The organism is Streptomyces sp. NPDC002324 (genome assembly GCF_053593335.1).
Genome location: NZ_JBSFCF010000002.1, coordinates 323,791 through 349,106 on the forward strand (window position 1 = coordinate 323,791; position 25,316 = coordinate 349,106).

Below are 25,316 nucleotides of genomic sequence, written 5' to 3' on the forward strand. Positions count from 1 at the left end.
GGCGGATGCCGGCCCCGCGTTGTCGCGGGGCCGGCATCCGCCATGGCGCACCGGTGGGGCACCGGGGTCAGCGGCGCCGCAGCGCCGCGGTCTCCAGCGCCGGAGGCGTATGGCCGACGTCACGCGGGTTGAGCACGCTGCCCGGAGGGACGAGTTCGTCGATCCGGTCCAGCGCCTCTGCCGACAGGGGCCGGTCCACCGCGGTGAGCTGCGTCAGGAGCTGCTCGTGGGTGCGCGGGCCCATGAGCGCCGAGGTGACGCCGGGGTGGGCCAGTACGAACCGCAGCGCCAGCTCGACGAGAGTGCAGCCCTCGTCGGCGGCGAGGCGCACGAGTTCCTCGACGACCGCCAGCTTGCGCTCGCGTATCCGCTCGTCGGCGTAGTCGAAGTGGTCGCCGTGGGTCCGCGCGCGTGCGTCCCGCGCCGGTTCGGCGCCGGTCCGGTACTTGCCCGTCAGCCAGCCGCCGTTCAGCGGGCTCCACACCATGACCCCCATACGATGCCGCTGAGCCGTGGGCAGCGCGGCGGCCTCAGCGTGCCGGGCCAGCACCGAGTACGACAGCTGTTCCACGGTGAACCGCTCGCGGCCGGCGCGTCGGGCCGCCCACTGGGACTCCACGATCTCCTCGGCCGGGAAGCTGGAGGTCCCGATCGCCCGCACCTTGCCCGCCCGCACCAGGTCGCTGAGCGCGCCGAGCGTCTCCTCGATGTCGGTCCGGGGATCGGGACGGTGGACGAGGTACACGTCGATGTGGTCCGTCCGCAGCCGTCGCAGGCTGTCCTCCAGGGCACGCCTGATCCAGAGCCGGGAGTTGCCGTGCCGGTTGCGGTCGAGTGGCCTTCCGGGCATCTCGTTGTGGAATTTCGACACGACCACGACGTCGTCGCGGCGTCCCTTCAGCGCGCGGCCGAGGATCTCCTCCGACTGGCCGAAGGCGTACACGTCGGCCGTGTCGACGACGTTGACCCCGGCGTCCAGCGCCGTCGAAACGATGCGACGGCACTGCGCCTCGTCGGTGTTGCCCCAGGCCCCGAACATCATCGACCCGAGGCAGAGCTCGCTCACCTCGATGCCCGTCCCACCCAGAATCCGGTAGCGCACGTCTTCTCCTCGTCCTCGCCGGCGACATCCGGCGCCGTCATGCCGCAGGCTCCCACCGCGACGGGCGCGGCACCGATGTCGCGCGGGGTCAGCGTTCCGGGCTCGAACGTTGTGTCCGCAGCACATCGACCTCCGGGTGCGCGCAGACCTAGGCTCGAGGAAAACGCACCACTCACTGGAGGTACCGTGGCCACCGGCCTCATCTCGGCCCGCTGGACTCATGTCGCGCTGCCGACCGGCGATCTCGACAAGGCGATCGAGTTCTACACCTCGCTGACTCCCCTGGTCGTCGTCGAGCGGTTCAAGGACGCCGACGGCGAGAGCGTCTGGCTCTCGAACGACAAGCAGGCCGAGACGCCGTTCGTGCTCGTCCTGGTGTCGTTCAACAAGGACAAGGGCACCCAGCAGGGACTGCTGCACCCGTTCGCGCACATCGGCATCGAGGTGCCGGAGCGCGGGGACGTCGACGCGCTCGCGGACAGGGCCCGCGAACTGGGCTGCCTGCACTGGGAGCCCCGGCAGATGCCCGACCCCATCGGCTACATCTGCGCTCTGAAGGACCCCGACGGCAACGTCGTCGAGATCTCCCACGACCAGCGTGTCTTCGACACGGTCCGGCAGAAGTGGGGTTCGTCCTGAAGGAAACCCGCGCCGCGATCGAGAGATACCTCGCGGCGTTGAACGCACATGACGCCGACGCCGTGGCCGCCTGCGTGGCCGAGGACTTCGTCAACGACCACACCTCGTCGATGGGGCGGAGCCGCAGGGGCCGCGCCGAGTACCGTGCCGCGCTGACCGGGTTCCTGGAGGAGTTCGTCGACCTGCGCTACGTGCCTGAGGGCTTCCTCGTCGACGGCGAGTCGGCCGCGGTGCCGTACGTCATGACGTTCGGCATGCGCTCGGCGGGCGACCGCCCCGTACGCATCCGAGGGATCTTCGTGTTCACCGTCGCCGACGGTCTCATCACACGACGAACGGACTACTGGGACAGCGGCGAGGTGCAGCGGCAACTCGCGTGACGCCCCGGCCGAAGCGCCCGAACCGGTGCCCTGACCAGGAAGCCCGCACCTCTGACACCCCGCCCGCCTTCGCGCGGACGGGGTGTTCTCGTCTTGCCGTACCGGGATGCCCGTGAGCAGGACGCCCCCGGCCGCGCGGCAGGACGGTGACCCATGGGGCTGTCGCCCCATGGGTCAGGTCGACGAACGTGTCGTGAGGTCGTCGACGGGCCCGGGACGGTCGACGGTGTCGAACCCGTCCCGGGTGGTCATGCCGGGTTGTTCCCGGCCGGCTGCAGCGGGTTCAGCGTGTGGAACCGGCGTCCCTGGTAGGTGAGCGGCTCCCCTCCGCCGACCACCACACCGGCCACCTCGATCAGGATGATCGTGTGGTCGCCGGCCGTGAGGCGCCGGTGCACCGCCCCTTCGAGCGACAGGGTGGCGCCGTCGAGCAGGGGCGCACCGAGTTCACCCGGGCTGAAGGGCGCCGTGGCGAACCTGTCGACGCCGGGCGTCGCGAACGCCTGCGCCACCTGGAGCTGGTCGGCCGCCAGGACGTTGACGGCCACGGACTCGGCTCGACTGAAGGCGGAGTGGACGTCGGCGGTGTCGGCCAGACAGACCGACATCAGGGGCGGGTCCATCGACACGCTGGTCACCGAGTTGGCGGTGAAGCCGTACCGCGTCCCGTCCACTTCGGTGGTGACCACACACACGGACGTGACCATCGAGGACAGTCCGTCGCGGTACGCCTGCGGGTCGTAGCCGGTGCCAGGGCTTCGAGTGCCGGCCTGATCCCTCGTAGGGACGGTCATGTCAGACCTCCGCCGTCTCGGGGGCCGCGTCCGTCGCCGGATCGAGCAGGGAGGTCGACGGGAAAATGGCGCATCTCATCATGTCTTGCCTTTTGTTGAGGGTTCCTCCGACGCTAAGACGCCTCATCTCGTATGTCAATATGCCATCTCGCAATAGCTGGGCCCGGACGTCACCGCGATCCGTCGACGACGGTCAGGGTCTTCCCTCGGTCGTCCCGGAACGCGGCACGGCCCGCCTGTGTGGCGGGCCGTGAGAGGTGAACCAGTGGGAGACGTGCGCTGCTCGGCTACCGCGACGCCCCCTCGGAAGCGTGCGCGCCGGGCAGTTCCGGAGCGGGCCGCGGTCCGCCGCGGGAGCGCAGCCACCAGTCGCGCATGCCCCACAGGACGAGTGCCCCGTAGATGACGTAGACGAAGCCGGAGAAGGCGTAGCCGTTGGCGAAGGTCAGCGGGACGCCGACCATGTCGACCAGCAGCCAGGCGATCCAGAACTCGACCATGCCGCGCGCCTGGGCGTACATCGCGACCACCGTGCCGACGAAGATGTAGGCGTCCGGCCAGGGGTCCCAGGACAGGGTCGGATAGGCCTTGAACAACAGGGCCACCGCGACCGTGCCTACGGCGACGGCGACGAGCATCGCCGCCCGCTCGCGCCAGGTGGCGAACCGCGGGGTGATCTGGCCGTGTTCGGACCGGCCCTTGTCGCTGTTCCACCGCCACCAGCCGTACAGGGCCACGGTCATGACGACGGCCTGCTTGCCGGCGCTGCCGGTCAGATGGCCGAAGAAAGCCCCGAAGAGGATGAGGCCGGACAGGAACTGGACCGGCCAGGTCCACAGGGAGCGGCGCCAGCCGAGGGCGAGGGCGGCCAGGCCGAGGATGTTGCCGATCATGTCCGACCACAGAATGTGCTGGCCGAACAGGACGAACGCCTCGGAGTTCAGCCCGTTCACCGGACGACCGGGCCGGTGGGCGACGAGTGGCGCGCGAGCCCGCCGTCCGGCAGGTCGTCGAATATGGGATTCCGGTAGCGGTCCATGCGGCACAGCTTCGGGCCTGCGTGCCCGTATTGTCTAGGCTCAAACCCAATGAGACCGAAAGCAAAGAAACGGGTGTGGTGCCGCAGGCCGGTGACGCGGTCGGCCGGGCGCGTCGGCGCGTCGGCGGGTCAGGTGGCCCAGTACACCGTCCGATGCTGTCCGGGGAGCGCGCCGAGGACCTCGGGGCCCATCGGCTCCACGGCCTCGGGGGCGCTGCCCCTCATGCGCAGCGCGCCCTGCTGGACCGGCAGGAACTCCGTGTTGATCTCCCGGACCAGGGCCGCCGACGGATGCCGTCCGGCGCGGGGGTCCAGCGGGTCTGCACGAGGCGCGAGTCCGGCGGTGCGTCGACTGTCTGCCAGAAAGTTCTGAATCCGGGCATGTGCCCACGCGTGTGCTGATCGGCACCGTGTGTCCAGTGTCGGCCGGCGGCCGCGGACACCCTCCCAGGACCTACTGCGTCAGGCCTGCCGCCGTGCACTCGGCCGCGAGTCGGGGCGTGCATATGTCGGACGGTTCGTACATGCCGTCCCTGATGACCGTCTCCGCGATGTTGTCCTTCGTCAGGGCGACCACCGGCACGAGATGCGCGGGGATGCCCTTGCGGGTGGGGCCGTCGACCCTGTCGCCCGTGAGGGCGTCGAACTCTATGTCTCTGCTCAGGGCCTTCGCCACGGCCATCTCCGCGGCGGTCTCGGCTTCCTGCGCATACGGCTTGTACACGCTCATGTACTGCTCGCCGGTGACGATCCGCCGCACCGCCGAGAGCTCGGCGTCCTGGCCCGTGATCGGCGGAAGGTCGGTGACGCCCGCGGCCTTGAGCGCTTTGACGACGCCGCCCGCCAGACCGTCGTTGGCGGCGTAGACGGCCTTGATGTCGTTCTGGCCGAGTTCGTCGATCGCCTCGGTCATGTTCTTCTCGGCGTTCTGCGGCTTCCAGTCCTTGGTGTCGAACGACCTGGCGATCGTCACCTTCCCGTCGAGCACGAGGAGCGCGCCCGCCTTGAACTGCTGGGCGTTCGGGTCGGTGGGCGAGCCGTTCATCATGACGATCTTGTCGGAGACGTCTCCGTCCTCGCCCAGGGCCTGCAGCAGGGAGCGGCCCTGCGCCTCGCCGACGAGCCCGTTGTCGAAGGTGATGTACGCGTCGATCGGGCCCTCGGCCAGCCGGTCGTACGCGATGACCGCGATACCGGCTTCCCTGGCTTCTTTCACTCCGCCGGCGATGGCGTGCGTGTCGACGGGGTCGAGCAGGATCACGTCGACCCGGTCGTTGATCATCTGTCGCAGTTGTCGTGCCTGCTCGCCCGCGTCGGCCTCGGCGTTGGCGTACTCGACCCGACCCTTGCCGCCGGTGAGGGACTCGACCTTCGCCTTGATGATCGGGTAGTGGAACTGCTCGTACTGGGGGTTCGACTTCTCCGGCAGCAGTAGCCCCACCGTGATGTCGTCGCCTCTCGTCGGGCTCGCGTCGCCGCTGTTCCCCGTCGTGTCGAGCCCGCCGCAGCCGGCGAGGGGAACGGTGAGCGTGGTGGTGGCTATGGCCAGGGCGATACGACGCATCGGGAGCTCACTTCAGGTGTGATCCGGGCGTGGGCGCTTTCGTCGCGGCCCACCTGACTGACGGCCGACACGGAGGCACGCTCGGCGTCGAGCGGCGTCACTCTACGGGATAAGAGATGTCATCTCGCAATATGCGCATGACTGTGCCGCGGCGTCGGTGGGGTGGCGACCCGCAGGCGCCTCTGTCTCGACGTGTCCAGCCATCCGCCGGCTCCTGTCCGGGAGGAGTGTCGACCTGCCCGTAACCCTCACCTCCGTATCGCTTGACACGATGCCATCTCGCATTGAAAGATGCCCGCCATGCGAGTAGTGACGACGGACGCCGGCCTGGGCCGGATCGAGGACGGGGCTGTCGCCCTGCTGGACACTGCTTTTCCGCACGTCGGCGCGGTCCTCGAACAGGAGGGTTCGCTGCGGTGCCTGGCGTCGTGCGCGGTACGCCGGCGCATACCCCTCGAAGAGGCCACGCTCGTGGCCCCACTGGGGCGCCCCCGCGCGGTATGGGGCGTCGGGCTCAACTACGTGTCGAAATCGGCCCGCACCGGACGCGGACTGCCCGAGCAGCCGATCCTCTACCTGGCCGCCTCGTCCGGTGTGACGGCACCCGGCGCGCGGGTGGTGATCCCGCAGTCCGCGACCGAACCCGACTACGAGGGCGAGATCGCGGTGGTCGTCGGGCGCCGGCTGTACCGGGCGGCCGAGTCCGAGGTCTGGCCCGCGATCGCCGGTGTCACCGCGGCCAACGACATGACGGCGCGCGACATCATGCGCGCCACGGGCACCCCCGCTCTCGCCAAGAGCCACCCGGGCTTCACGCCGCTCGGCCCGTCGGTCTGCACTCCCGAGGATTTCACCGACCGTGACGCGATCCGCCTACGGACCCGGGTCAACGGCGAGCTCGTGCAGGACGACACGAGCGACGGGATGATCTTTCCGGTTCCCGATCTGCTCAGCAGGCTGTCGTGGTTCACCGCGCTCGAACCCGGCGACGTCGTCCTCACCGGAACCCCGGCCGGCACCGGCCAGGACCGCGCGTGCTTTCTCGCCGACGGCGACGAGGTACGCGTCGAGGTGGACGGCGTGCTGCCCCTCGTCACCCACATCGTGCGTCCCACGGACGCCGCACAGCACGACCACCGGCTGACCGAACCGGTCAGCTGACCGTTCCCCACCCTGGAGCACACTTCGATGTCCATCTCCCCCCTGTCGTCGTACGACCTCGTCCTGGCCGGCGGCACCGTCATCGACCCGGCGACGGACACCCACGCCCGGCTCGACGTGGCGGTCACCGGTGACCGCATCGCCGCCATCGGGGAGGGCCTGTCAGAGAACGCGGCCCGCACGATCGACGTCACCGGCTCCACCGTGCTGCCGGGCCTCGTCGAGGGCCACACCCACATCTTCCAGTACGTCTCCGCCGTCGGAGCCCCCGCCGAGGAAGCCCATCTGCGTCGCGGCGTGGTCGCCGCGGCGGATGCCGGAACGGCCGGCGCCTCGACGTTCGCGGCCTTCCGCAAGCTGGTGGTCGAGGCGAACCCGCTGCGCATCGTCAACTTCCTCAACGTCTCGGTGCTCGGCCTGATCGACTTCAGGTTCGGCGAGCTGCTGAACCCCGACACTCTGGTCCCCGAGGACGCGCTCGCGACTGCAGAAGCCCACCCCGACATCGTCCGCGGCTTCAAGATCCGTCTCTCCGAGGACGTCGTCGGCGAGAACTGGGAGTCGCTGCTGAAGAAGTCCGTGGCGCTGGCCGAACAGGCCCGTCTCCCGCTGATGGTGCACATCGGCGAGACCGAGGAGCCGGTGCCCGTCGTCCTCGACCACCTGCGCCCCGGCGACATCGTGGCGCACTGCTACACCGGCAAGCCGAACGGCATCCTCGACGGCGACCAGGTGCACCCCGCGGTCATGGCGGCCCGCGAGCGCGGCGTGCTGTTCGACTCCGCCCACGGCAAGAGCAACCTCAGCTTCGAGGTGGCACGCAGGGCGATCGCCGACGGATTCCTGCCCGACATCCTCAGCTCCGACACCAGCGCCCGCAACTGGCGCGGCCCGGTGTTCGACCTGCTCACCAGCATCTCCAAGCTGGTCGCGCTCGGCGCGCCGCTGGAGGAGTGCGTCCGGCGGGCCACCGTGGCGCCGGCCCAGCTGCTCGGGCTCGACACCGAGGGCTACGGGCGCCTGGAGGTCGGCGGGCGGGCCGACGTCACGGTCGTCGACTGGACCGACGAGGTCACCCTGCCCGACGCCGCCGGCAACACGATCGTCGCGCCGCGTCTGGAGCCGACCGTGGTGCTGCACGGCGGCAAGGAGGTCGACATCGTGCCGTGGCGGGGTCTGAAGTCGGCGTGACACGCCCGCACATCCCAGGAGGACTCCATGAGTGTCGGTGACGTCCATCTACAGCGGCGCCGGCTGCGCATGGCGCTGACGGCGGGGCGACCCGCTGTCGGCACGTTCGTCAAACTGGCCTCGCCCGACGTGGTGGAACTGGCCGAGGCGGCCGGGTTCGCGTTCGTGGTCGTCGACCTCGAACACTCCACCCTCACCGAGCGAGACGCCGTCGACCTGGTGCGCCACGCCGACGCATGCGGGCTGCCGGCCCTGGTCCGCGTGCCCGAGGTGGACGCCGCCGCGGTCAACCGGCTCCTGGAGGCCGGGGCGGCGGGAATCCAGCTCTCCATGCTCACCCGCCTCGCCCAGGCCGAGGCACTCCTGGCGGCGATCCGGTTCGCTCCGACCGGCAGGCGGTCCGTGAGCCTGGCCAACAGGGCCGCCGGGTTCGGCGCGGCCCCGCTGGCCGGGTTCCTGCGCGCCGAGCGGGACGACCCGCCGGTGCTGGTGGGCCAGATCGAGACGGCGCGGACGGATCCGCTGCCGGAACTGGTCGCCGCCCTCGACGTGTGCTTCGTCGGCAGCACCGACCTCGCGGTCGACCTCGGCCTGCCGGCGGACCCGGCGGTGCTGGGCGCCGCGGTGGGCCGGGTGAGGGAGGCCGCCCGCTCCGCCGGGGTGGCGTTCGGCGGATGGGCGCCGAGCCGGAACGCCGCTTCGGACCTGGGACTCGGTGACGCCGACTACCTGGTCGTCGGATCGGACCTGCAGATGTTGGCGGCCGGCCTGCGGGCGGCCGCCGGAGAGGAGAACCAGTGAGCACACGCAACGCGGCCCTGTTCCACACCGTCGTCAACTGGGACGAACTGCCCGTGACCCAGGTACGGCCGGGGGTTCGCCGTCGCGTCTACGCGACGGACGAGGTGATGATCTGCCACCACGAGCTCGAGATCGGCATGACCTTGAACCCGCACCGGCACGAGGACTTCGACCAGTTGGTCCATGTCGCCGAGGGGCGCGCGAACTACTACGTGGACGGTGTCGCACACGACATGCGTGCCGGATCCTTCCTGCTGGTGCCCCGTGGCAGCGAGCACTACGTGGAGCCGACAGAGGCGCCCTGCGTGAACATCGACTTCTTCGTCCCGCCGCGGGCCGACCTGCTTCCCTGAGCGGCGCACGGGCGCGCTGGGGCATGCGCGTCCGCCACTCACGTGGAAGAAGCCGATCAGGTGCAGGAACGAAAGAGGGCCCACCGCCTCAGCGGTGGGCCCTCCGGTGTCGTCGCAGTCAGGTCAGCCGCCGTTGGGCGCGTCTTCGGAGGTGCCCAGCCGCTGCGACAGCGCGCGGGCGGTCTCCAGCAGTGCCTGGGCCATCGGCGACTTGACGTCGTCGGGAACGGTCGCCGTCGTGCCGACGATGGCGAGCGTTCCGCTGATCTTGTCGCCCTCGAAGATCGGCGCCGCGACGGTGCGGACCCCGTTGACGATGGGGGAGTTGACCGACAGTCCGTGCTGCCGGATGGCATCGAGCTCCTCGGTGAGCTCGGCCGACTTGCGCACCGAGCGCGGCAGCGCCGGTACCTGCTCCGGGGGCAGGAACGCGAGGAAGACGCGGCCCTGCGCCGAGGCCGTGAGATTCAGTCGCGAGCCGACCCGGACGCTGATGCGCACCATGTGGTCGGTGTTGTCCACCGAGCGCACCACGGTCGCCGACTCACCGTCCCAGACCGACAACACGATCGTCTCGTCGATACGCCGGACCAGCTCCTCCATGTACGGCTCGGCGGCGGCGACGATCGGCAGGCCGGCCCGCGCCGCCGTGGCGAGCGTGAGCACCTGGGGCCCGAGGGAGTACAGCGAAGTGCGCTCGTCGTACCGCAGCAGGTTCGCCGCCCGCAGTGCCTTGGTGTACCGGTGCGCGGTCGCTTTGCTCGCACCGAGACGCGCGGTGATCTCGTTGAGGCTCATGTGCGGCTTGCCGACCGTGAACGAGCCGAGGATCAGCGCCGCACGCTGCACCGTCTGGATCGTCGGCGCTGTCCTGTCCGGACCGCCCTGCTCGCCGGTGCCGCCCTGCGCCTTCGTGGCCATGGAATTCTCGCTCCTGTCCGTGCACAGTCAATGATGGGGACGTCAAATGAAACGCCGTCTTGAATAAAGCAATGGTAAGGGCCGTGCCATGGTGGGTGAAAGAGCGCCGGGACGCGCATCCACGTGAGTCACGGCGGTGAACGGGAGCCTGACGGTCCGGCGTCAGGCTCCCGTTCACCGCGCCGCTCGGCACGGCACCTCACGCGTCCGAGGAGTGCCCCGGTGTGATCGAGCGTGCCGGGTCGAGCAGGGCGGCGATGTGGTTGACGGCCAAGGCCGCCTCACCGAAGCCGATCGAGATGAGGCTGACCTTACCGTCGTGGTCGGCGATGTCGCCGGCCGCGAAGACGCGCTCCCGGTTCGTGCGCATCGTGCGGTCGACGAGGATACGCCGACGCCGTAGATCGAGTCCCCACCGCTCGATCGGGCCGAGATCGGCGATGAAACCGAGCGCGGCCACGACGGACTGGGCGGGCAGGGTGATCCGGTCGCCGTCGGAGCACGCGACCACGACCTCCGACACGGCCCCCTCGCCGGAGACCTTCTCGACCTCGTACGGCGTCAGCACCCGCACCGAGGACGCGCGCACCTGCTCGACACTGCGTTCGTGGGCCCGGAACCGCGTACGCCGGTGCACCAGCGTCACCGACGTGGCGATCGGCTCCAGCGACAGCGCCCAGTCCAGCGCGGAGTCCCCGCCGCCGACCACCACGACGTCCTGTCCGGCGAGCTCGTTCAACCGCGGCACGAAGTAGCGCAGCCCCCGGCCCAGGTACTCGGAGCCCACCGGCAGCTCGCGGGGGATGAAGTTGCCGATGCCGCCGCAGACGAGCACCGCGCCCGCGGTGACCCGCGCGCCGGCGTCGGTGGTGGCGACGATGCCTTCGCCCGTGTCGTCCAGCTGGGTGACCCCGTGCCCGAGCAGGTAGGTGGGGTTCCATCGCCAGGCCTGCTCGGCCAAGCGGTCCACCAGGTCCTGACCGCGGACGGCGGGAAAGCCGGCCACGTCGTAGATGAACTTCTCGGGGTACAGCGCGGCGATCTGGCCGCCCACCTCGGGCAGAGCGTCGACGACCGCCACGCTCAAGCCTCGGAAGCCGGCGTAGTACGCGCCGTACAACCCGGTCGGGCCGGCTCCGATGATGAGCAGGTCGACGGAGACCTCGGGGCCGGCGCCCGTGGGCGCGTGGCCGGTCACGCGCCCACCTCCGGGTGGTCGTGGCCGACCTGGCCGACCTTGCGGGCGCCGCCGGGCGAGCCCAGCGGTGGGGTGCCGAGGGTGAAGAACTCGGCGTTGATGCGCTCGAAGTGCTTGCTCTCCTCCGGCAGGTCCTCGTGGTGGAAGATCGAGATCTGCGGACAGACGGGTTCACAGCGCCCGCACTCGACACATTCGTCGGGCTGGATGTAGAGCATCCGGTCGCCCTCGTAGATGCAGTCGGCCGGGCACTCCTCCATGCACGACTTGTCCATGATGTCGACGCAGGCCTGAGTGATGACGTACGGCACGAGCTTGTTGCCCTTCACACGGTCGCACAGCATGCGAGACGGTGTATTTCAATGTGGAACAGGATGATGGCGGCGTCGGGTCAAGGTGTCAACCGTCCGGCGAATGCTTGACAGTGCGCGGTGTGCTAGGGGACGCTAATGCGACATACGAGATGGCGTCTCATAAAACGCCGCTCGGGTCGGGACTTGTGAGAGGCAAAACTCCCCATGGGAAGCAATCCCCGGACTGTTCCAGCCCCGATGATCGTTGAGGACTGGGACCAGCTCACCTTCCGGGTCAACCGCGAGGCCTATCGCAACGCGGAGATCTTTGCCCGGGAACGCGGCTGGGTGTGGATGCACACCTGGCTCTACCTCGGGCACGAGACCGAGATCCCCAACCCCAACGACTTCAAGGTCCGCGCCCTCGGCGGCCGGCCGCTGATCTTCTGCCGGGACAGCGCCGGCGAGGTCCACGCGTTCCTGAACTCGTGTCCGCACCGCGGCACCGTGCTGTGCCGTGAGAACGAGGGCTCGACCAGGCTCTTCCAGTGCTTCTACCACGCCTGGACCTTCCGCAACAACGGTGAGCTCGCCGCGATCCCCGATGTCGGCGCCTATGAGTCGGGCGACGCGTTCGGGGCATCGATGGGGCTGCGCGGCGTGCCGCGCCTGGAGATCCACGAGGGATTCGTCTTCGTCTCCTTCGACCCCGATGTGCCGCCGCTGCTGGACTACCTCGGCGATGCGGCCGACTACATGACCATGATCCAGCAGCAGCACGTCGGCGGCATGACCACGCTGCCCGGCACACAGCTCTACAGCGTGCGCGGCAACTGGAAACTCGCCGTCGAGAACGCCATGGACGGCTACCACTTCGCGCCGACGCACAACACCTTCGTGGGCTACCTGCGCGAGAGCGGCTACGCCGTCACCGACGACAACCAGTACGCGTACAACCTGGGCAACGGCCACGGGCTGCTGGTCCTGACCGGGCACGGTGGACGGATCAGCATGCTGTGGGAACCGCGCTTCGGTGAGGACGAGAAGGTCCGCACCGAGGCCCACCGTGCCGAGATGACACAGCGGCTGGGGGAGAAGCGGGCGCACCACGTGGCCGACGAGAGCCACATCCTGTTCGTGTTCCCCAACCTGCTGCTCTTCGACATCGAGGGTCTGTCGATCCGCCAGCTGGAGCCGGTGGCGCCCGACCAGACCGACGTACGTGCCTGGCAGCTGGTCCCACGCAACGAGGACCCGGACACACGCGCCCTGCGCATGAAGACGGTCGTCAGCTTCGTCGGCCCGGGCGGGCTCGCCACGCCGGACGACATCGAGGCGTACGAGGCGGTCCAGCGCGGCATCCAGGCCACGGCGGGCACCGCCCAGCCCGAGCTGGACTACAGCGACATGTCGCGCGGCATGGCCGACGAGGTCAAGGGTGTGCAGGGCAGATCGATCGACGAAGGCGCGATGCGCGGCTTCTGGCGGCAATGGGTCGAAGCCGTCGGGCTCGACGACGGCCTCGAGATCCACGGAGAGCGGCCGGCGTCCTTCCTGGTCGGGAGGGACGTGCGATGACCGCGATCAGCAACCGTGGCCTGGTGCTGTGCGCCGGGCGCACCGTCACCCGCCAGGAGGTCGAGGACTTCCTCTACGCCGAGGCGGACATCCTCGACCACTGGGACTACGACAGCTGGCTGACCCTCTTCGAGGACGGCGCCCGCTACGAGATCCCGACCACCGACTACCGCCCCGGCTGGTCGCCGCATGAGACCGGATCGTTCGTCGACGACGACTTCGACCTGCTCCGGGCCAGGGTCAAGCGCCTGAAGTCCCGCAAGGCACACGCCGAGAACCCGCACTCGCGCACGCACCGGCTGGTGTCCAATGTGCGGCTGTCCGCGGGAGACACGGACGACTCCTTCCGGGTGGCGGCGTCCTTCGTGGTCCACCGCGCCCGTGACGGTCACTTCGACGCCTACGTCGGGTGGTACGACCATCTGCTGGTGCCGACCGAGGACGGACTGCGTTTCCGGTTGCGGCGCTCGATCCTCGGCCACGAGTCGCTGGCGGCGGGCGCCCGGCTCAGCTTCATCCTCTAGCCGGCGACGGAAGGCGATCCGATGATCCGACACACCCTGTCCTTCCGTTTCGCCGACGGAGTGGACGAGGCCACGCGGGAGTCCGTGCTGGCCGAGCTGCGTACCTTCCCGGACCGGTACCCGGACATGCGCGGCTTCGTCCTCGGCGAGAACATCAGCACCCGCGACCAGACCTTCACCCACACCATGGCCGTCGACTTCGACAGCCAGGACGACCTGCTCGCCTATCTCGGCAGCGAGTCCCACGAGAGCTTCGTGCGCACGCGCTGGCGGCCGGTCATCGCCCAACAGGCCATCACCTCGTTCGAGTTCGCCGAGCGTCCCTCGCTCGCTGCAGGAAGGACACCGCCGGTGAGCACGCGCCCGCACGGCCCGTACGGCATGGAGTACGCCCGGATCGAAGTTCCGGACATGCAGGCCACGATCGACTTCCTCGAGTACCACGTCGGACTGCAGCTGGAGCAGCGTACGGACGAGTACGCCTACCTGCGCGCCGACATCGAGCACCACGCGATCGAACTGATCCACGTCCCCGAGCGCACCGACGGGTGGACGACGGCGGTCGGCTACAGCGTGGAGAGCGAGGAGGTCCTCGAACAGCTGCACAAGAGCGTGCTCGACGCCGGACTCGAGGTGCTCGAGCTGCAGGAGCGACAGAAGGCGCTGTGCGACAACGGCTTCGCGGTGAAGGATCCCGACGGCCTCGTCGTGGAGCTGTTCACCGAGTTCCAGGAGTACGCCGAGCCGCCGCACCTCGAGATCCGGCCGCTCGACCTGGTGCACCCCTTCATCGCCACCACGAAGTTCGAGGAGATGGTGGACTTCTACCAGAACGTCCTGCGGTTCCGGCCCTCGGACCACGTCGTCGGCTCGACCACGTTCTTCCGCTGCGAGGACCGCTACCACCACAGCCTCGCCATCCAGAAGAACACCGAGCACTACGTCGCACACCTGTGCTTCGCGATGAAGAGCCTCGACCACGTCATGCGGATGCGCGCCCGCGCGCTGTACAAGGGCGCGCCGATCGCCTCGGACATCGTCAACCACTCGGCGTCGACGTCGATCGCGTTCTACATGCACGACACCCGCTTCGGCCCGCGTTACGAGCTGTGCGACCGGCACCGGGTGTTCACGCTGGAGGAGCACGAGACGCACCGGCCCCGCAGGATGCCGGCCGACCCGCGCAACATCGACGTGTGGCGTCCCGCCGCCGACGACTGGGGACGTTTTTGAGACAGCAGTTGCTCGACGTCCTGCACCTGCTCGACGTGCTCCCCGCCCCACGCGGCGGGGAGCGCACGGCGGCCCACCGGTTGCGCGCCTGGTGCGCCGAGCGGTGGCCGCACGTCGGGTGGCAGGTGCTGGAGCACGGCTCCGCGGGCGGCAGCCTGGTCGCCGCCCACGGAGCCGGGCCGCTGCTCTACTCCCACCTCGACACCTCGCTGGACGAGGGAGGCGCGGCCAACCGCCTCGTCACCGGAGACGACGCGCCCGTCGGTCCGCTCACTGTCGACGGCGACACGGTGACCGGCTTCGGCCTCGGGGTCGCCCGCGGGCCCGCGGCCGCCGCGCTGGTCGCCTTCGCCGAGGCGGGTGCCGGGCGGCTCCTGCTCGCAGGCTCCGGGACACACCGCCGCACGAGCGGGATCACCGGTCTGGAGGCATACGCCGACGCCTACCCGCTGCCGCCCTCGGCGATCGTGGCCAAGTGCGGCCCGCCGACGCTGCTGTGGCACGAGCCGGGCGCGTTCTACCTGACCGTCCGGGTGACCGGACGCTCCGGGGCCGCCATGCTGGCGGAATCCGCCACGCCACCCGGGGGAGTCGTCGCTCAGGCCGGCATCGTCCTGGACGAACTGGCCCGCTGGCGCACGGCCTTCCTGGCCGCCGACCCCAGGGTGGGGCAGACCGGCCGGGCGTGCGGTATCGGAGCGATCAGCGGGGGATGGCCGGACAAGCCGGACCTGCTGCCGGCTCAACTGCGGGTCGAGCTGTACGTCGTCGTCGGTGACCAGGTGGAGCCGAAGGCGCTGGCGGCCGAGGTGACCGACCGGCTGCGGGCGCGGTGCGCGGCGTCGGACTTGCGTGATTGCGACATCGATGTGGAGGCCGAGCCGGTCGCGTCCGCCGCGGCCACGCCGGCCGACGCCCCGGTGGTGACGGCCGCCCGAGCGGCCTGGCTCGACGAGTTCGGTACGCAGCCGCCGCCGATCACCGGATGGACGGGCTCGACCGACGGCGTCGTCCTGCGCGCTCGCGGCGTCGACACCGTACGCCTCGGCCCGAGGGCGAGGCCGGCCACCGACGAACCGCGACGCGACGCCCTCTCCTTGACGGAGCTGACCGCCTTCGCGCGCATGTACCGAAAGCTCTTGACCGAACCGGGCTAGCCCGGGCGGTTGCCGACGGAGGACCGGGGCGGGCAGCACGACGGCGGCGCAGGCCACCCGCGCGAGCCAGAAGTGTCGGCGTTCTCTGTCGAAGGCCGACCGTCGATGCGGGCGCCGCCGAGACGAGTGCCTGCTCGACCGCCGACCGGACATCGATGCGGCCCGGTCGTGGCGCCCCTCCCTCCCCGCGCGGCCGGCCCCGTCAGGGAGGCGAGCGACGTCGAGACGGCCGAGCGGCCTCAAGACATCAGAGCCACTGGTGAACTCGAGTTCGCCAGTGCGCGACCTCACGTAGGGCACGAATGCCCTGAAAGGAAGTGGACGGGCCGATGGACAAAGTCATCGCCTCAGCCTCCGAAGCCGTGGCGGACGTCCTTGACGGGGCCTCCCTGACAGTCGGCGGCTTCGGTTTGAGCGGGGTCCCGGACATCTTGATCCAGGCCCTGTACGACGCCGGTGTGACAGGACTGAACGTGTTCTCGAACAACTGCGGCGCTCTGGATTCCGGCCTCGCCGTGCTCCTCGCCGCAGGCCGGATCGCGCGGGTGACCGGCAGCTACATCGGCGGCAACCAGGAGTTCGCCCGTCAGTACCTGGGCGGCGAGATCGAGCTGGAGCTGATCCCCCAGGGCACGCTCGCCGAGCGACTACGGGCCGGGGGCTGCGGCATACCGGCCTTCTACACCCCGGCCGGCGTCGGCACGCTGGTCGCCGACGGCGGCCTGCCGTGGCGGTACGACGGTGACGGAGGCATCGCCGTCGCGTCACCGCCCAAGGAGGTCCGCGAGTTCGCAGGCGGGGACTACGTCCTGGAGCGCGGGATCACCACCGACTTCGCCCTGGTGCGGGCGGCGAAGGGGGACCGCCACGGCAACCTGGTGTTCAGCAAGTCCGCCCGCAACTTCAACCCGCTGGCGGCCATGGCCGGCCGCATCACGATCGCAGAGGTCGAGGAGCTGGTCGAGCCGGGCGGCATCGAACCGGACCAGGTCCATCTGCCGGGCATCTTCGTGCAGCGGGTGGTGGCCCTCAGCCCCGAGCAGGCCGCCGACAAGAAGATCGAGAAGCTGACAGCGGTCCCCAGGGACCGGGAGGTGCGGGCCTGATGGCTTGGACACGCGACGAAATGGCCGCCCGCGCGGCCCGTGAGCTGCGCGACGGCGAGTACGTCAACCTGGGCATCGGCCTGCCGACCCTGATCCCGAACCACTTGCCCGAGGGTGTCCATGTAGTGCTGGAGTCGGAGAACGGAGTTCTCGGCACGGGCCCCTTCCCCTACGAGGACGAGGTCGATCCCGACCTGATCAACGCGGGCAAGGAGACCGTCACGGTGCTGCCCGGCGCGGCGTTCTTCGACTCGGCGCTGTCCTTCGGCATGATCCGCGGCGGCCACATCGACACCGCCGTACTCGGCGCCATGCAGGTGTCCGAGCTGGGCGACCTCGCCAACTGGGCGATCCCGGGCCGGATGGTGACCGGCATCGGCGGAGCCATGGACCTCGTCCACGGTGCCCGACGGGTGATCGTCACCATGACGCACACCGCGAAGGACGGCAGCCCGAAGATCGTCCAGGAGTGCGACCTGCCGCTCACCGGGAAGGGCTGCGTGGACCGGATCATCACCGACCTGGCCGTCCTCGACGTGACCGACGGCGGTCTGGTTCTCGTCGAGACCGCCCCCGGCGTCACGCATGAGGAGGTCACCGCGAAGACGGCGGCGAAGGTGATCATCCCCCACGAGACAGCCTGTTGACCCTGCCGAACGTGTACGTCGCCGACGCCGTCGGCACCCCGACCGCCTGGTACGGCGGCGCGCCTACGGGCAGCGCGCCGTACCAGGCGGTCGGCTTGGAGGGGGTTCGCTGGTCCCCAGCGGGGTGCTCGGGCCTGGCGGAGCTGCTCCGTGGGTCGCCGGTGTCCGCGACGTCTGGTCGTCGCGCTCTTGCCTGCCGGTTTCGCCTGCACTGGTTCTGACGGACTTCTTCGTCCGGGCAGAGAACCGCCGCAGCCATGCGTCGGCATGGCTGCGGCGGTGGGAAAACTGTTCGTGGTGCGCGACGGCCGTCAGTGCGGCGCGTTCAGGGGCGCCCCACTGTGAAACCACCCGCACCGGCCGTCAGCGTGAGGGCCGGCGCGGGTGGCGGTGTCACACTCCCCAGTCGTCGTTGACGGTCACCGCGTCGGCGATACGGAACCGGCCGCCATGCACCAGCGGCGTCGTGGGCTCACCCAACTCGACGACGTGCTTGCCGAACTTGGGAGCCAGCGGGCGGCCGACGTCCCGCTTGAGCCACAGACGCAGCAGGTGGCGGCGGCGCTCCGGCTCCGGGTGGTCGACGTAGCTGGTGCGTGAGTGCAGAGCGGCGTAGTTGAGCAGCCACTGCACGTCCCCCGGCTGGAAATCCATGTCGATCGGCAGGCCCGGCTCCTGCGAGATCTCGTCGAAGAGGTTGATGGCCGCGACCTGGTCGGGCGTCAGTTCCGGGACACCCGGGTACTCCTGGGCACTGAAGATCATCGAGTTGCCCGCGTAGGTGCTGAAGACTCCGTCGACGTAACCGATGATCGGAGAGGTGTACGTCAGTTCCGGGGAGTCGGGGTCCTGACGCCGCCAGTCCCAGTGGTACGTGTCGAAGAGTCGAGGAGCGAGGTCCGGCCGGCGGCGCAGCATCTCGTTGTAGATCGTGGTGCCGCTGACCAGGCTGGAGGCTCCACCCTCCTTTGCGCCGCGCAGGCACATGAGGGCGACGACGTCGGAGCTGTCCGAGTGGAACGGCAGCCGGTCCCGGACGCGGGAGGGCAGAGCCCCCTCGTCGGACAACGTCTTGTTGGAGGTGGCGATCACGTGGTCGAGCAGGTCTCCCCGCTGGTTCTGCCCGATCGGCTGGCCCAGGTGCAGTCCCATGACGAAGAAGATGGCGGCGGCCATGGCATCGCCGTACTCCTCGGTGCGCAGGCCGCGCACCAGGACGAAGCCGCGTCCGGCGTCCATCTGGGCTGCGCACTCCTCGTTGAGCGCGCAGCAGGCGTCGAACGGGTAGTCGTCGGCGGTGACGGTGCGCAGGTCGGGGTTCTCGGCGACGAAGCGCCGTCCCAGTGCCTCCAGCTCAGCGCGCTCGGCGTCGCTGAGCACGTAGATCCATTCGGTGGACCTCGACAGCTCGTCGCCGCGCCAGGCGGACGGTCCGGAGATCGGCTGAAGGCCGACAGTGGTGGTCATGATGATGCGCTCCTCGAAAATGCGGTGAGATCCCGTGGGCGAAAGCCCGACGGACGACGAAGGTCTCGGTGCGGCGGGTGTTCGTCGCTCGGCGACGAACGGCACTCGGAACACTCAGAACGGGGTCTGAGGCTCGCCGGCGGCCGTACCGGGGCGCAGCCCTTCCCGGGGCGGGAAGTAGCTGAGCGGCTCGTCATAGGTACGGCGGCCAGCGCACGACACGAGCAGAACGCCGATCAGGGCGACTGTCTCCATGCTGGTCCCGTCCTTTCGAGAAGTGCCTCAACCCTAGGCGAGGGCAGAACGTGAGTCAATAGGCGTGACATCGTCTCGTATTGCAGTACAGAGGCGTCGTGCCGTAACCGCAGGGCAGGACGGCAGTGCACAGGACGCGTGAGCCGGGCCTAGGCCCGGAAATGCCCCGGATCTTGGCCTGCCATCCGTATCGCCGCCGTCTTGGACGGGGCCGGATGGCTGGCACGTCGTCCGCGACCAGCCCCGCAAGCGGGGGAGGCACGAGAGGACGGGCTTTTGCTCTTCGCCTTCGTGGCGATCGGGCGCCCACTGAGACTGGGGTGGTCCCCTTGGCCCGGCCGGCACCGTTGCAGGAGCCCATGACGGAGATTCAGCGGTGGCCGAAAGGTTTGGGGCGGAGGTGACTCGGCATGGCTTCCGCTACGCGGGCCTGATCGAGATGGATTCCCCTGAGCGATCTGCCTAACTCCGGCATCCCTCGCGCTCTTCAATGAATGCCTGATGCAAGCTGTCGATCGTGCCGCCAGGGGGTCGCCGACTGAGGAGTCCAGTCGGTCCGCGTCGCCGGAAGTGGCGCCGTACGGTCATCGGTCGGCTGGACCTCGCCCGCACCGACCACCTGAGACCGATCGAAGGATGCGTCCTGCCCGACCGACACCGATCGGTTGGCACGGCGACTCACCAGCCCGTCAGCAGCAGATGGTTGAGGAGGAGGCCCAGGGCCGCCTGAGCCGTCAGCCAGACCCGGGGGCGGTCGAGGAAGGCGCCTGCCACGAGCAGCCACATCGCGAACGGCAGCCAGATCCGTTCCGTCTCCGCCTTGCTCATCCCGGACAGGTCTGCGGTGAGCAGCATGAGCAGGGCCGCGCACAGCAACACCCCCATGCGGCGCTCGGCGGCGGGGGACGCGCGCCACCGGGCGAGGCGGGCGCCCGCGCGGCGCAGGCCCGCCACCGTGGCCGGGCCCACGACGAGGACCGCGCAGGCGAGGTTGGCCCACACCCAGTAGCCGTACGGACGGAAGCCGCCGGCGCCCTGGTGGTACCGCTCGACCAGCAGGCGGTAGGCCTCCCACCAGTTGAAGCCCGCCATGGTGAACGCCGGCGGGACGACGGCGAGTCCGACGATCACGTAGGGGAGGACCGACAGCCGTCGGGAGCCGAGCAGCAGGACGGTGGAGGCCATCACGGCGAAGAGGGTGAGGCCGTAGGACAGGTAGACGGTGAGGCCGAGGAGGAGTCCGGCGGCGACGGCGGTCGCCCGTGGCCGGTGGTGCGTCACCGCGAGGGCGAGGAGCGCCACGGCCCAGGCGGCGACCGCCGCGAAGTACCCGTCCGCCGAAGTGCCCGCCCATACCGCCGCCGGGGCCAGGACGAGGAACGGGGCGGCGCGGCGTGCGAGTGCCTCGCTCGTGAGCGCTCGTACGGTGACGAGGATTGCGGCCGCGGTGGTCGCTCCGATGACGATGACGAAGGTGCCCGCCCATGCTCCGCCGCCCAGGCCGATCCGGTCGAGGAGGACGAAGGTGAGGGTGGCCCCCGGCGGGTGGCCGGCGACGTGCGGGGGCCAGTGGTCGGGGGAGCCGAGCAGGATGTGGCGGGTGAAGTCCCGCAGGGTGTGGGGGATGTCGTCGAAGCGGTCGATGACCTGGAGGTACTCGTACCTGGTCGTCAGCCGACGGGCGATTCCGCGGTGCCAGCCGTCGACGAGGGCGAGGGAGAAGGTCCAGGCCGTGGCGGTGGCCCATGCGGTCCACAGCAGGGGCCGCCAGGGCAGCCGGGCGGCCAGCGTGGGGCCGTACGCCACGACGGCGACGGCGACGGCGATCGCGGCGGGGGTGCCGGGGCCTGTGTGCGGCAGCCAGTTGGCGTACAGCGGTGGCCAGCCGACGTGCAGGACGTCCTTGGCGCGCTTGATGGCGATGCCGACCAGCGCGGCCGTCACGACGAGCAGCGTGGCGGCGGCGACGGCGTACAGGTCGCGGCGGAGATCGCGGTTCACGCTCGGAGACGTTAGGCCGAAGGAGGGCCGGTGGACTCTCGACAGGCGCGGACGTCAGCCTTTCGTCATGAGTCGCGCACCCTCCCACCGGGCGTTCCGGGCCTAGCGTCGGGGCATGGCACGGACTCCTTCCTCACCCGCCTTCTGGCGCAGCCCGCTGCGCGGCCCCTGGTTCACCTCCGTCCTCGGCGTGGTGCTGCTCGCCGGGATCACGGTGCTGTTCGTGACAGGGCTGCTGTCGTACGCCGCCTACAACCCGGGTCTGTCGCCCGTGAACGACAAGACCCCGGACAAGGGGATCCTCGGCTTCTATCTGTTCCCCTGGCCGACTCATCCGCACTGGCTGTACCGGTTCACGCAGGGCCTTCACGTCACGCTCGGGATCGCGCTGGTCCCCGTCCTGCTGGCCAAGCTGTGGTCGGTGGTGCCGAGGCTGTTCCAGCTGCCCCCGGCACGGTCGCTCGTCCACGCCCTGGAGCGGATCTCGCTGCTCCTGCTGGTCGGCGGCGTGCTGTTCGAGTTCGTGACCGGCGTGCTCAACATCCAGCTCGACTACGTCTTCCCCGGCTCCTTCTACCCGCTGCACTTCTACGGGGCGTGGGTGTTCTTCGCGGCGTTCGTGGTCCATGTGGTGCTGAGGGCACCGACGGCCGTACGCAACCTGCGTGAGCTGCGGGGGAGCGAAGGGGAAGGCGCTCCGCCGCCGGTTTCGCCGGAGGAGCCCTCGCTGGTGTCTCCGGACCCGGCCGAGCCCACCGTGTCGCGGCGCGGTGCCGTGTGGCTGGTCGGGGGCGGCTCGCTGCTGCTGTTCGGGACGACCGTGGGCCAGAACTTCGACGGCCCGCTGCGGCGGACGGCGCTCCTGGCCCCGCACGGCGGTGCCGAGCCGGGCAGCGGGCCGGGCGGCTTCCAGATCAACAAGACGGCCGCGTCGAGGGGGATCAGCGCGGCGGAGACGAGCGAGGAGGCATGGCGGCTGGTCGTCACCGGGCGTTCGGGGACCGTCCGGCTGAGCCGCGCCGAGCTGCTGGAACTGCCCCCGTACAGCGCGGCGCTGCCCATCGCCTGCGTCGAGGGGTGGTCCACCTCCGACCAGTGGTGGCGGGGCGTACGGCTGAGGGACCTGGCCGGCCTCGTCGGATACGAGCCCGAGGCGGCCCCCGACGTGCTGGTGGAGTCCCTCCAGCGGCGCGGTGCCTTCCGCCGGGCAGCCCTGCGCGCCAACCAGGTCCGCGACGTGCGCTCCCTGCTCGCCCTGGACGTCAACGGCGAGCAACTGTCCCCCGACCACGGCTACCCGGCGCGGATCATCGTGCCCGCAGCGCCCGGTGTGCTCAACACCAAATGGGTGGCCCGGATGACGTTCGGAGACCTGTGATGGGGAAGTTCCGGCCGCCGCTGGGCAGCCCGTTCCAACTGCTGCTCCTGGCATGCTCGTTCGCGCTCGCCGGTTACGCGGGGGTACGGCTGCTCGCGGACGACTGGTTCCAGGTCGCGCTGTGGTTCGTGGGTGCGGCGGTGGTACACGATCTCGTGCTGCTGCCGCTGTACACGACGGCGGACCGTGCACTCGTCCGGGCGGCGGCATCGTCCGGGCGGCGGGTGGGGGCCCCGCGCACGCCCTCAAGGCAGTGCGGAAGTGCCGCGTATGTGCGCGTGCCCGCCGTCTTGTCCGGGCTGCTGCTGTTGGTGTGGTTCCCGCTGATCAGCGGGCGGGTGGCGGACCGCTACGAGTCCGCCACCGCGCTGTCGGCGAGTGACTTCCTCGGCCGCTGGCTGCTGATCACGGCCCTGCTGTTCGGCGGTTCGGCGCTGCTGCTGGTGGTGCGGCTGCGCAGGGCGACGAAGGAGAGCCCGCCCGCCGTCCACTGATCGGCGGCGCGCCGGCCGGGCGGGCGTGCCGCAGCAATTCCCGGATGCCGAGCCGGGCCCAGGGGAACGCGGCCCCGGCTCCGCTGTCGGCCTCGGCACCCCTCACGAGGCGGACCTCGAACGCGCTCGTCCACATCCAACGGGACCGTCGAGGCGATCAACAGGCCGCCGGGGGACAGCAGTTCGGCCAGCCGGCGCAAGAGCGGACGGGGCGCCGCCGGGGCCGATGTTCCCGTCGAGGAGCGGGGCGGTGTCCCAGCGGCCCTCGGGGCAGTAGGTCGAACACCGAGCGGGTGAGGGCCTGGCCGCCGAGCCGCAGGGCGGGGGCGACGGCAGCCCGGCTGACGTCGATGCCGAGCGAGGGCCGCCCGCCGGCTACGAGTTCCACGACCAGCCGCCCCGGCCCGCACCCCACCTCCAGGACGGCTCCCTCGCACCTTCCCAGGACCTGAAGATCCACCGCGTCGGCGCGCGCCGCCTCGCTCCACCCTCGAGGGGCAGCAGCCGGCCGTCGCCGCGGCGCAGGACGAGCGGCTCTCGGCCGGTGCGCAGGGCGTCGGAGTGGGGATCCGAGGACCAGGGCCGCCGCATGGTGTCCTGCCCCGGCCGGGTCATCGGCCGCTGACCGCCCGCAGCCGGGCCAGCTCCGCGGCGAACCGGCTGAGCGGCGCGATCGCGGCGACCGCCTCGGCGTCGGCGGCCGTGTCGACGTCTCGCAGTCGTGGCAGGTCGTGGACGCGCAGTCCGGCGGCGACCAGCCGGTCGCGTTGCACGGCGCCGGTGGCGGGCGTCGACATGGGCACCCCGAGCAGGAGAGCGGGGTCCGGCTCGGCCAGCCCCAGGGCCCAGAAGCCGCCGTCCTCGGCCGGACCGAAGTACGCGTCGCAGCCGGCGAAGTCCACGTTCAGCAGATCCGGGGTGACCTGTGGGGTGTCCATGCCGATGAGCAGGGCCGGGCCGTCACAGTCGGCGAATGCCGCGGCGAGCCGTTCGTCCAGTCCGCCCGCGCACTGCGGTACGACGTCGAAGCCGGGCGGCAGCCAGGGGCCGGGCTCCCCGGCGAGGACCAGCACCCGGCGGCGTGCCGGAGTCGCGGCCACCGCGCGCAGGGTGTCCTCCAGAGCGGCCTCGGCGAGCGCCGCCGCCTCTACGGGGGTGAAGGGTGGCGTGAGCCGGGTCTTCACCCGGCCCGGCTTCGGCTCCTTGGCGATGACGAGGAGGGTCTTGGTCATCGGCGGGGTCCTTCGGCCGTGGTGCCGGCCGTTCCTTCCGTCGTGGCCGGTGCCGGCGGTTCGTTCAGGACGCGGCTCATGTCCCGTACCGCCTGCCAGGTGCCCCGCCAGGTACCCGTCACCTTCGATGCACCGGCGCGCGGCAGATACGGCACGTCGTGCTCGGTGACGCGCCAGCCCGCGTCGGCGGCGCGCACCACCATCTGCAGGGGATAGCCGCTGCGTCGATCGGTCAGCCCGAGGGCGAGGAGCGATTCACGGCGGGCGGCGCGCAGCGGGCCCAGGTCGTGCAGGCGCAGTCCGGTGCGGCGGCACAGCATCCGGGCGAGCGCCAGATTGCCGGCGCGGGCGTGCGCGGGCCAGGCACCCCGGCCCTGCGGGCGCCGCCTGCCGAGCACCAGGTCGGCCCGGCCGTCCGCCACTTCGCGTACGAAGGGGGCGAGGAGCGACGGGTCGAGGGAGGCGTCACAGTCGCAGAAGCACACGATGTCGGCCGTGGCGGCGGTCAGCCCGGCATGGCAGGCGGCGCCGAAGCCGCGGCGCGGCTCGTGGATCACGGTCGCCCCCAGTTCGCGGGCGAGGTCCGCCGAGCCGTCGGTGGAGCCGTTGTCCACGACGAGGGCCCGCCAGCCGGGTGGGATACGAGCCAGGACCCAGGGGAGCGCCTCCGCCTCGTTGAGGCATGGGAGAACGACGTCGACGTCCGGCGATGTGGGAAAGGTCGTCACGGCTCTCACCCTACGAGGGCGAACTTCGCATACCGGACTTCATGTCCTTACGAAACGAGGACGTCGGGGGTTCCTCCCGC

General features: G+C 70.4%; 26 protein-coding genes. 14 read left to right on the forward strand and 12 right to left on the reverse strand.

Features of this window, described 5'->3' with window-relative positions; all coding sequences use genetic code 11:
* Window positions 1–67: 67 nt before the first annotated feature.
* The gene (locus tag ACWCRJ_RS04440; protein ID WP_450937854.1) at window positions 68–1,102 is read right to left on the reverse strand and encodes an aldo/keto reductase; all 1,035 of its coding nucleotides are present in this window, start codon (window positions 1,100–1,102) and stop codon (window positions 68–70) included.
* 186 nt (window positions 1,103–1,288) lie between these two features.
* On the opposite strand from ACWCRJ_RS04440, the gene ACWCRJ_RS04445 reads away from it, so the two are divergent.
* Together ACWCRJ_RS04445 and ACWCRJ_RS04450 are read left to right on the forward strand one after the other, a co-directional pair.
* Window positions 1,289–1,741, forward strand: a complete 453-nt coding sequence (locus ACWCRJ_RS04445) for a VOC family protein (RefSeq protein WP_220645032.1) — start codon at window positions 1,289–1,291, stop codon at window positions 1,739–1,741.
* Window positions 1,726–2,121, forward strand: a complete 396-nt coding sequence (locus ACWCRJ_RS04450) for a nuclear transport factor 2 family protein (protein ID WP_450937855.1) — start codon at window positions 1,726–1,728, stop codon at window positions 2,119–2,121. Before ACWCRJ_RS04445 ends, ACWCRJ_RS04450 begins: the two co-directional genes overlap by 16 nt.
* A 248-nt stretch (window positions 2,122–2,369) precedes the next feature.
* On the opposite strand, the gene ACWCRJ_RS04455 is transcribed toward ACWCRJ_RS04450, so the two are convergent.
* From ACWCRJ_RS04455 to ACWCRJ_RS04465, 3 genes are all read right to left on the reverse strand, one after another.
* The gene (locus ACWCRJ_RS04455) at window positions 2,370–2,915 is read right to left on the reverse strand and encodes a flavin reductase family protein (protein WP_450937856.1); all 546 of its coding nucleotides are present in this window, start codon (window positions 2,913–2,915) and stop codon (window positions 2,370–2,372) included.
* Between the two features lie 287 nt (window positions 2,916–3,202).
* Entirely contained in the window at window positions 3,203–3,868 is a 666-nt protein-coding gene (locus ACWCRJ_RS04460) for a nicotinamide mononucleotide transporter family protein (protein WP_450937857.1), read from the reverse strand.
* A 540-nt stretch (window positions 3,869–4,408) separates the two neighbouring features.
* On the reverse strand, window positions 4,409–5,518 hold the full coding sequence (locus ACWCRJ_RS04465; protein ID WP_450937858.1) for a sugar ABC transporter substrate-binding protein: 1,110 nt from the start codon (window positions 5,516–5,518) through the stop codon (window positions 4,409–4,411).
* Window positions 5,519–5,818: 300 nt separating this feature from the next.
* On the opposite strand from ACWCRJ_RS04465, the gene ACWCRJ_RS04470 reads away from it, so the two are divergent.
* From ACWCRJ_RS04470 to ACWCRJ_RS04485, 4 genes are read left to right on the forward strand one after another with little or no spacing between them, the layout of a single operon-like run.
* Window positions 5,819–6,679 carry a fumarylacetoacetate hydrolase family protein gene (locus ACWCRJ_RS04470; protein ID WP_450937859.1) on the forward strand — a complete coding sequence of 287 codons (861 nt, stop codon included), beginning with the start codon at window positions 5,819–5,821 and terminating at the stop codon, window positions 6,677–6,679.
* 27 nt (window positions 6,680–6,706) lie between these two features.
* Window positions 6,707–7,870, forward strand: a complete 1,164-nt coding sequence (locus ACWCRJ_RS04475) for an amidohydrolase family protein (RefSeq protein ID WP_450937860.1) — start codon at window positions 6,707–6,709, stop codon at window positions 7,868–7,870.
* Between the two features lie 27 nt (window positions 7,871–7,897).
* Window positions 7,898–8,671, forward strand: coding sequence for an HpcH/HpaI aldolase family protein (locus tag ACWCRJ_RS04480; protein WP_450937861.1), 774 nt, complete (start codon window positions 7,898–7,900; stop codon window positions 8,669–8,671).
* Entirely contained in the window at window positions 8,668–9,024 is a 357-nt protein-coding gene (locus ACWCRJ_RS04485) for a cupin domain-containing protein (RefSeq protein ID WP_450937862.1), read from the forward strand. Before ACWCRJ_RS04480 ends, ACWCRJ_RS04485 begins: the two co-directional genes overlap by 4 nt.
* 123 nt (window positions 9,025–9,147) lie before the next feature.
* Here the strand turns inward: ACWCRJ_RS04485 and ACWCRJ_RS04490 are convergent, their stop codons facing one another.
* From ACWCRJ_RS04490 to fdxA, 3 genes are all read right to left on the reverse strand, one after another.
* Window positions 9,148–9,945: an IclR family transcriptional regulator gene (locus ACWCRJ_RS04490; RefSeq protein WP_450937863.1), complete on the reverse strand. Its 798-nt coding sequence runs from the start codon at window positions 9,943–9,945 to the stop codon at window positions 9,148–9,150.
* A 199-nt stretch (window positions 9,946–10,144) separates the two neighbouring features.
* Window positions 10,145–11,143: an NAD(P)/FAD-dependent oxidoreductase gene (locus ACWCRJ_RS04495; protein WP_450937864.1), complete on the reverse strand. Its 999-nt coding sequence runs from the start codon at window positions 11,141–11,143 to the stop codon at window positions 10,145–10,147.
* Window positions 11,140–11,487 (reverse strand): ferredoxin, encoded by a 348-nt coding sequence (gene fdxA / locus ACWCRJ_RS04500; RefSeq protein ID WP_450937865.1) that lies wholly within the window; start codon window positions 11,485–11,487, stop codon window positions 11,140–11,142. Before fdxA ends, ACWCRJ_RS04495 begins: the two co-directional genes overlap by 4 nt.
* A gap of 207 nt (window positions 11,488–11,694) precedes the next feature.
* Between fdxA and ACWCRJ_RS04505 the strand changes: the two genes are divergently transcribed.
* The 6 genes from ACWCRJ_RS04505 to ACWCRJ_RS04530 all read left to right on the forward strand — a co-directional run bounded on the left by ACWCRJ_RS04505 (window position 11,695) and on the right by ACWCRJ_RS04530 (window position 17,681).
* The gene (locus ACWCRJ_RS04505; protein WP_450937866.1) at window positions 11,695–13,014 is read left to right on the forward strand and encodes an aromatic ring-hydroxylating oxygenase subunit alpha; all 1,320 of its coding nucleotides are present in this window, start codon (window positions 11,695–11,697) and stop codon (window positions 13,012–13,014) included.
* The gene (locus tag ACWCRJ_RS04510; RefSeq protein ID WP_450937867.1) at window positions 13,011–13,538 is read left to right on the forward strand and encodes an aromatic-ring-hydroxylating dioxygenase subunit beta; all 528 of its coding nucleotides are present in this window, start codon (window positions 13,011–13,013) and stop codon (window positions 13,536–13,538) included. Before ACWCRJ_RS04505 ends, ACWCRJ_RS04510 begins: the two co-directional genes overlap by 4 nt.
* A gap of 21 nt (window positions 13,539–13,559) precedes the next feature.
* Entirely contained in the window at window positions 13,560–14,771 is a 1,212-nt protein-coding gene (locus tag ACWCRJ_RS04515; RefSeq protein WP_450937868.1) for a Dabb family protein, read from the forward strand.
* Entirely contained in the window at window positions 14,768–15,928 is a 1,161-nt protein-coding gene (locus ACWCRJ_RS04520) for a hypothetical protein (protein ID WP_450937869.1), read from the forward strand. The genes ACWCRJ_RS04515 and ACWCRJ_RS04520 overlap by 4 nt, the downstream gene beginning before the upstream one ends.
* Before the next feature lie 329 nt (window positions 15,929–16,257).
* Window positions 16,258–17,034, forward strand: a complete 777-nt coding sequence (locus ACWCRJ_RS04525) for a CoA transferase subunit A (protein WP_450937870.1) — start codon at window positions 16,258–16,260, stop codon at window positions 17,032–17,034.
* Window positions 17,034–17,681, forward strand: a complete 648-nt coding sequence (locus ACWCRJ_RS04530; RefSeq protein ID WP_450937871.1) for a CoA transferase subunit B — start codon at window positions 17,034–17,036, stop codon at window positions 17,679–17,681. Before ACWCRJ_RS04525 ends, ACWCRJ_RS04530 begins: the two co-directional genes overlap by 1 nt.
* A gap of 393 nt (window positions 17,682–18,074) precedes the next feature.
* Here the strand turns inward: ACWCRJ_RS04530 and ACWCRJ_RS04535 are convergent, their stop codons facing one another.
* The 3 genes from ACWCRJ_RS04535 to ACWCRJ_RS04545 all read right to left on the reverse strand — a co-directional run bounded on the left by ACWCRJ_RS04535 (window position 18,075) and on the right by ACWCRJ_RS04545 (window position 21,404).
* A complete protein-coding gene (locus ACWCRJ_RS04535; RefSeq protein ID WP_450937872.1) occupies window positions 18,075–19,148 on the reverse strand; it encodes a TauD/TfdA family dioxygenase in 1,074 nt (357 codons plus the stop codon).
* 114 nt (window positions 19,149–19,262) lie between these two features.
* Window positions 19,263–19,403 (reverse strand): hypothetical protein, encoded by a 141-nt coding sequence (locus ACWCRJ_RS04540; RefSeq protein WP_020277398.1) that lies wholly within the window; start codon window positions 19,401–19,403, stop codon window positions 19,263–19,265.
* A gap of 678 nt (window positions 19,404–20,081) precedes the next feature.
* Complete coding sequence (locus ACWCRJ_RS04545; protein ID WP_450937873.1) at window positions 20,082–21,404, reverse strand: hypothetical protein; 1,323 nt, start codon at window positions 21,402–21,404, stop codon at window positions 20,082–20,084.
* A 115-nt stretch (window positions 21,405–21,519) separates the two neighbouring features.
* Between ACWCRJ_RS04545 and ACWCRJ_RS04550 the strand changes: the two genes are divergently transcribed.
* Both ACWCRJ_RS04550 and ACWCRJ_RS04555 read left to right on the forward strand, forming a co-directional pair.
* Window positions 21,520–22,782 (forward strand): molybdopterin-dependent oxidoreductase, encoded by a 1,263-nt coding sequence (locus ACWCRJ_RS04550; RefSeq protein ID WP_450937874.1) that lies wholly within the window; start codon window positions 21,520–21,522, stop codon window positions 22,780–22,782.
* Window positions 22,749–23,276, forward strand: coding sequence for a hypothetical protein (locus ACWCRJ_RS04555; protein WP_450937875.1), 528 nt, complete (start codon window positions 22,749–22,751; stop codon window positions 23,274–23,276). The genes ACWCRJ_RS04550 and ACWCRJ_RS04555 overlap by 34 nt, the downstream gene beginning before the upstream one ends.
* A 611-nt stretch (window positions 23,277–23,887) precedes the next feature.
* Here ACWCRJ_RS04555 and ACWCRJ_RS04560 read toward each other — a convergent pair.
* Both ACWCRJ_RS04560 and ACWCRJ_RS04565 read right to left on the reverse strand, forming a co-directional pair.
* Complete coding sequence (locus ACWCRJ_RS04560) at window positions 23,888–24,508, reverse strand: TIGR04282 family arsenosugar biosynthesis glycosyltransferase (RefSeq protein ID WP_450937876.1); 621 nt, start codon at window positions 24,506–24,508, stop codon at window positions 23,888–23,890.
* The gene (locus ACWCRJ_RS04565; RefSeq protein WP_450937877.1) at window positions 24,505–25,245 is read right to left on the reverse strand and encodes a glycosyltransferase family 2 protein; all 741 of its coding nucleotides are present in this window, start codon (window positions 25,243–25,245) and stop codon (window positions 24,505–24,507) included. The genes ACWCRJ_RS04560 and ACWCRJ_RS04565 overlap by 4 nt, the downstream gene beginning before the upstream one ends.
* Window positions 25,246–25,316 lie beyond the last annotated feature (71 nt).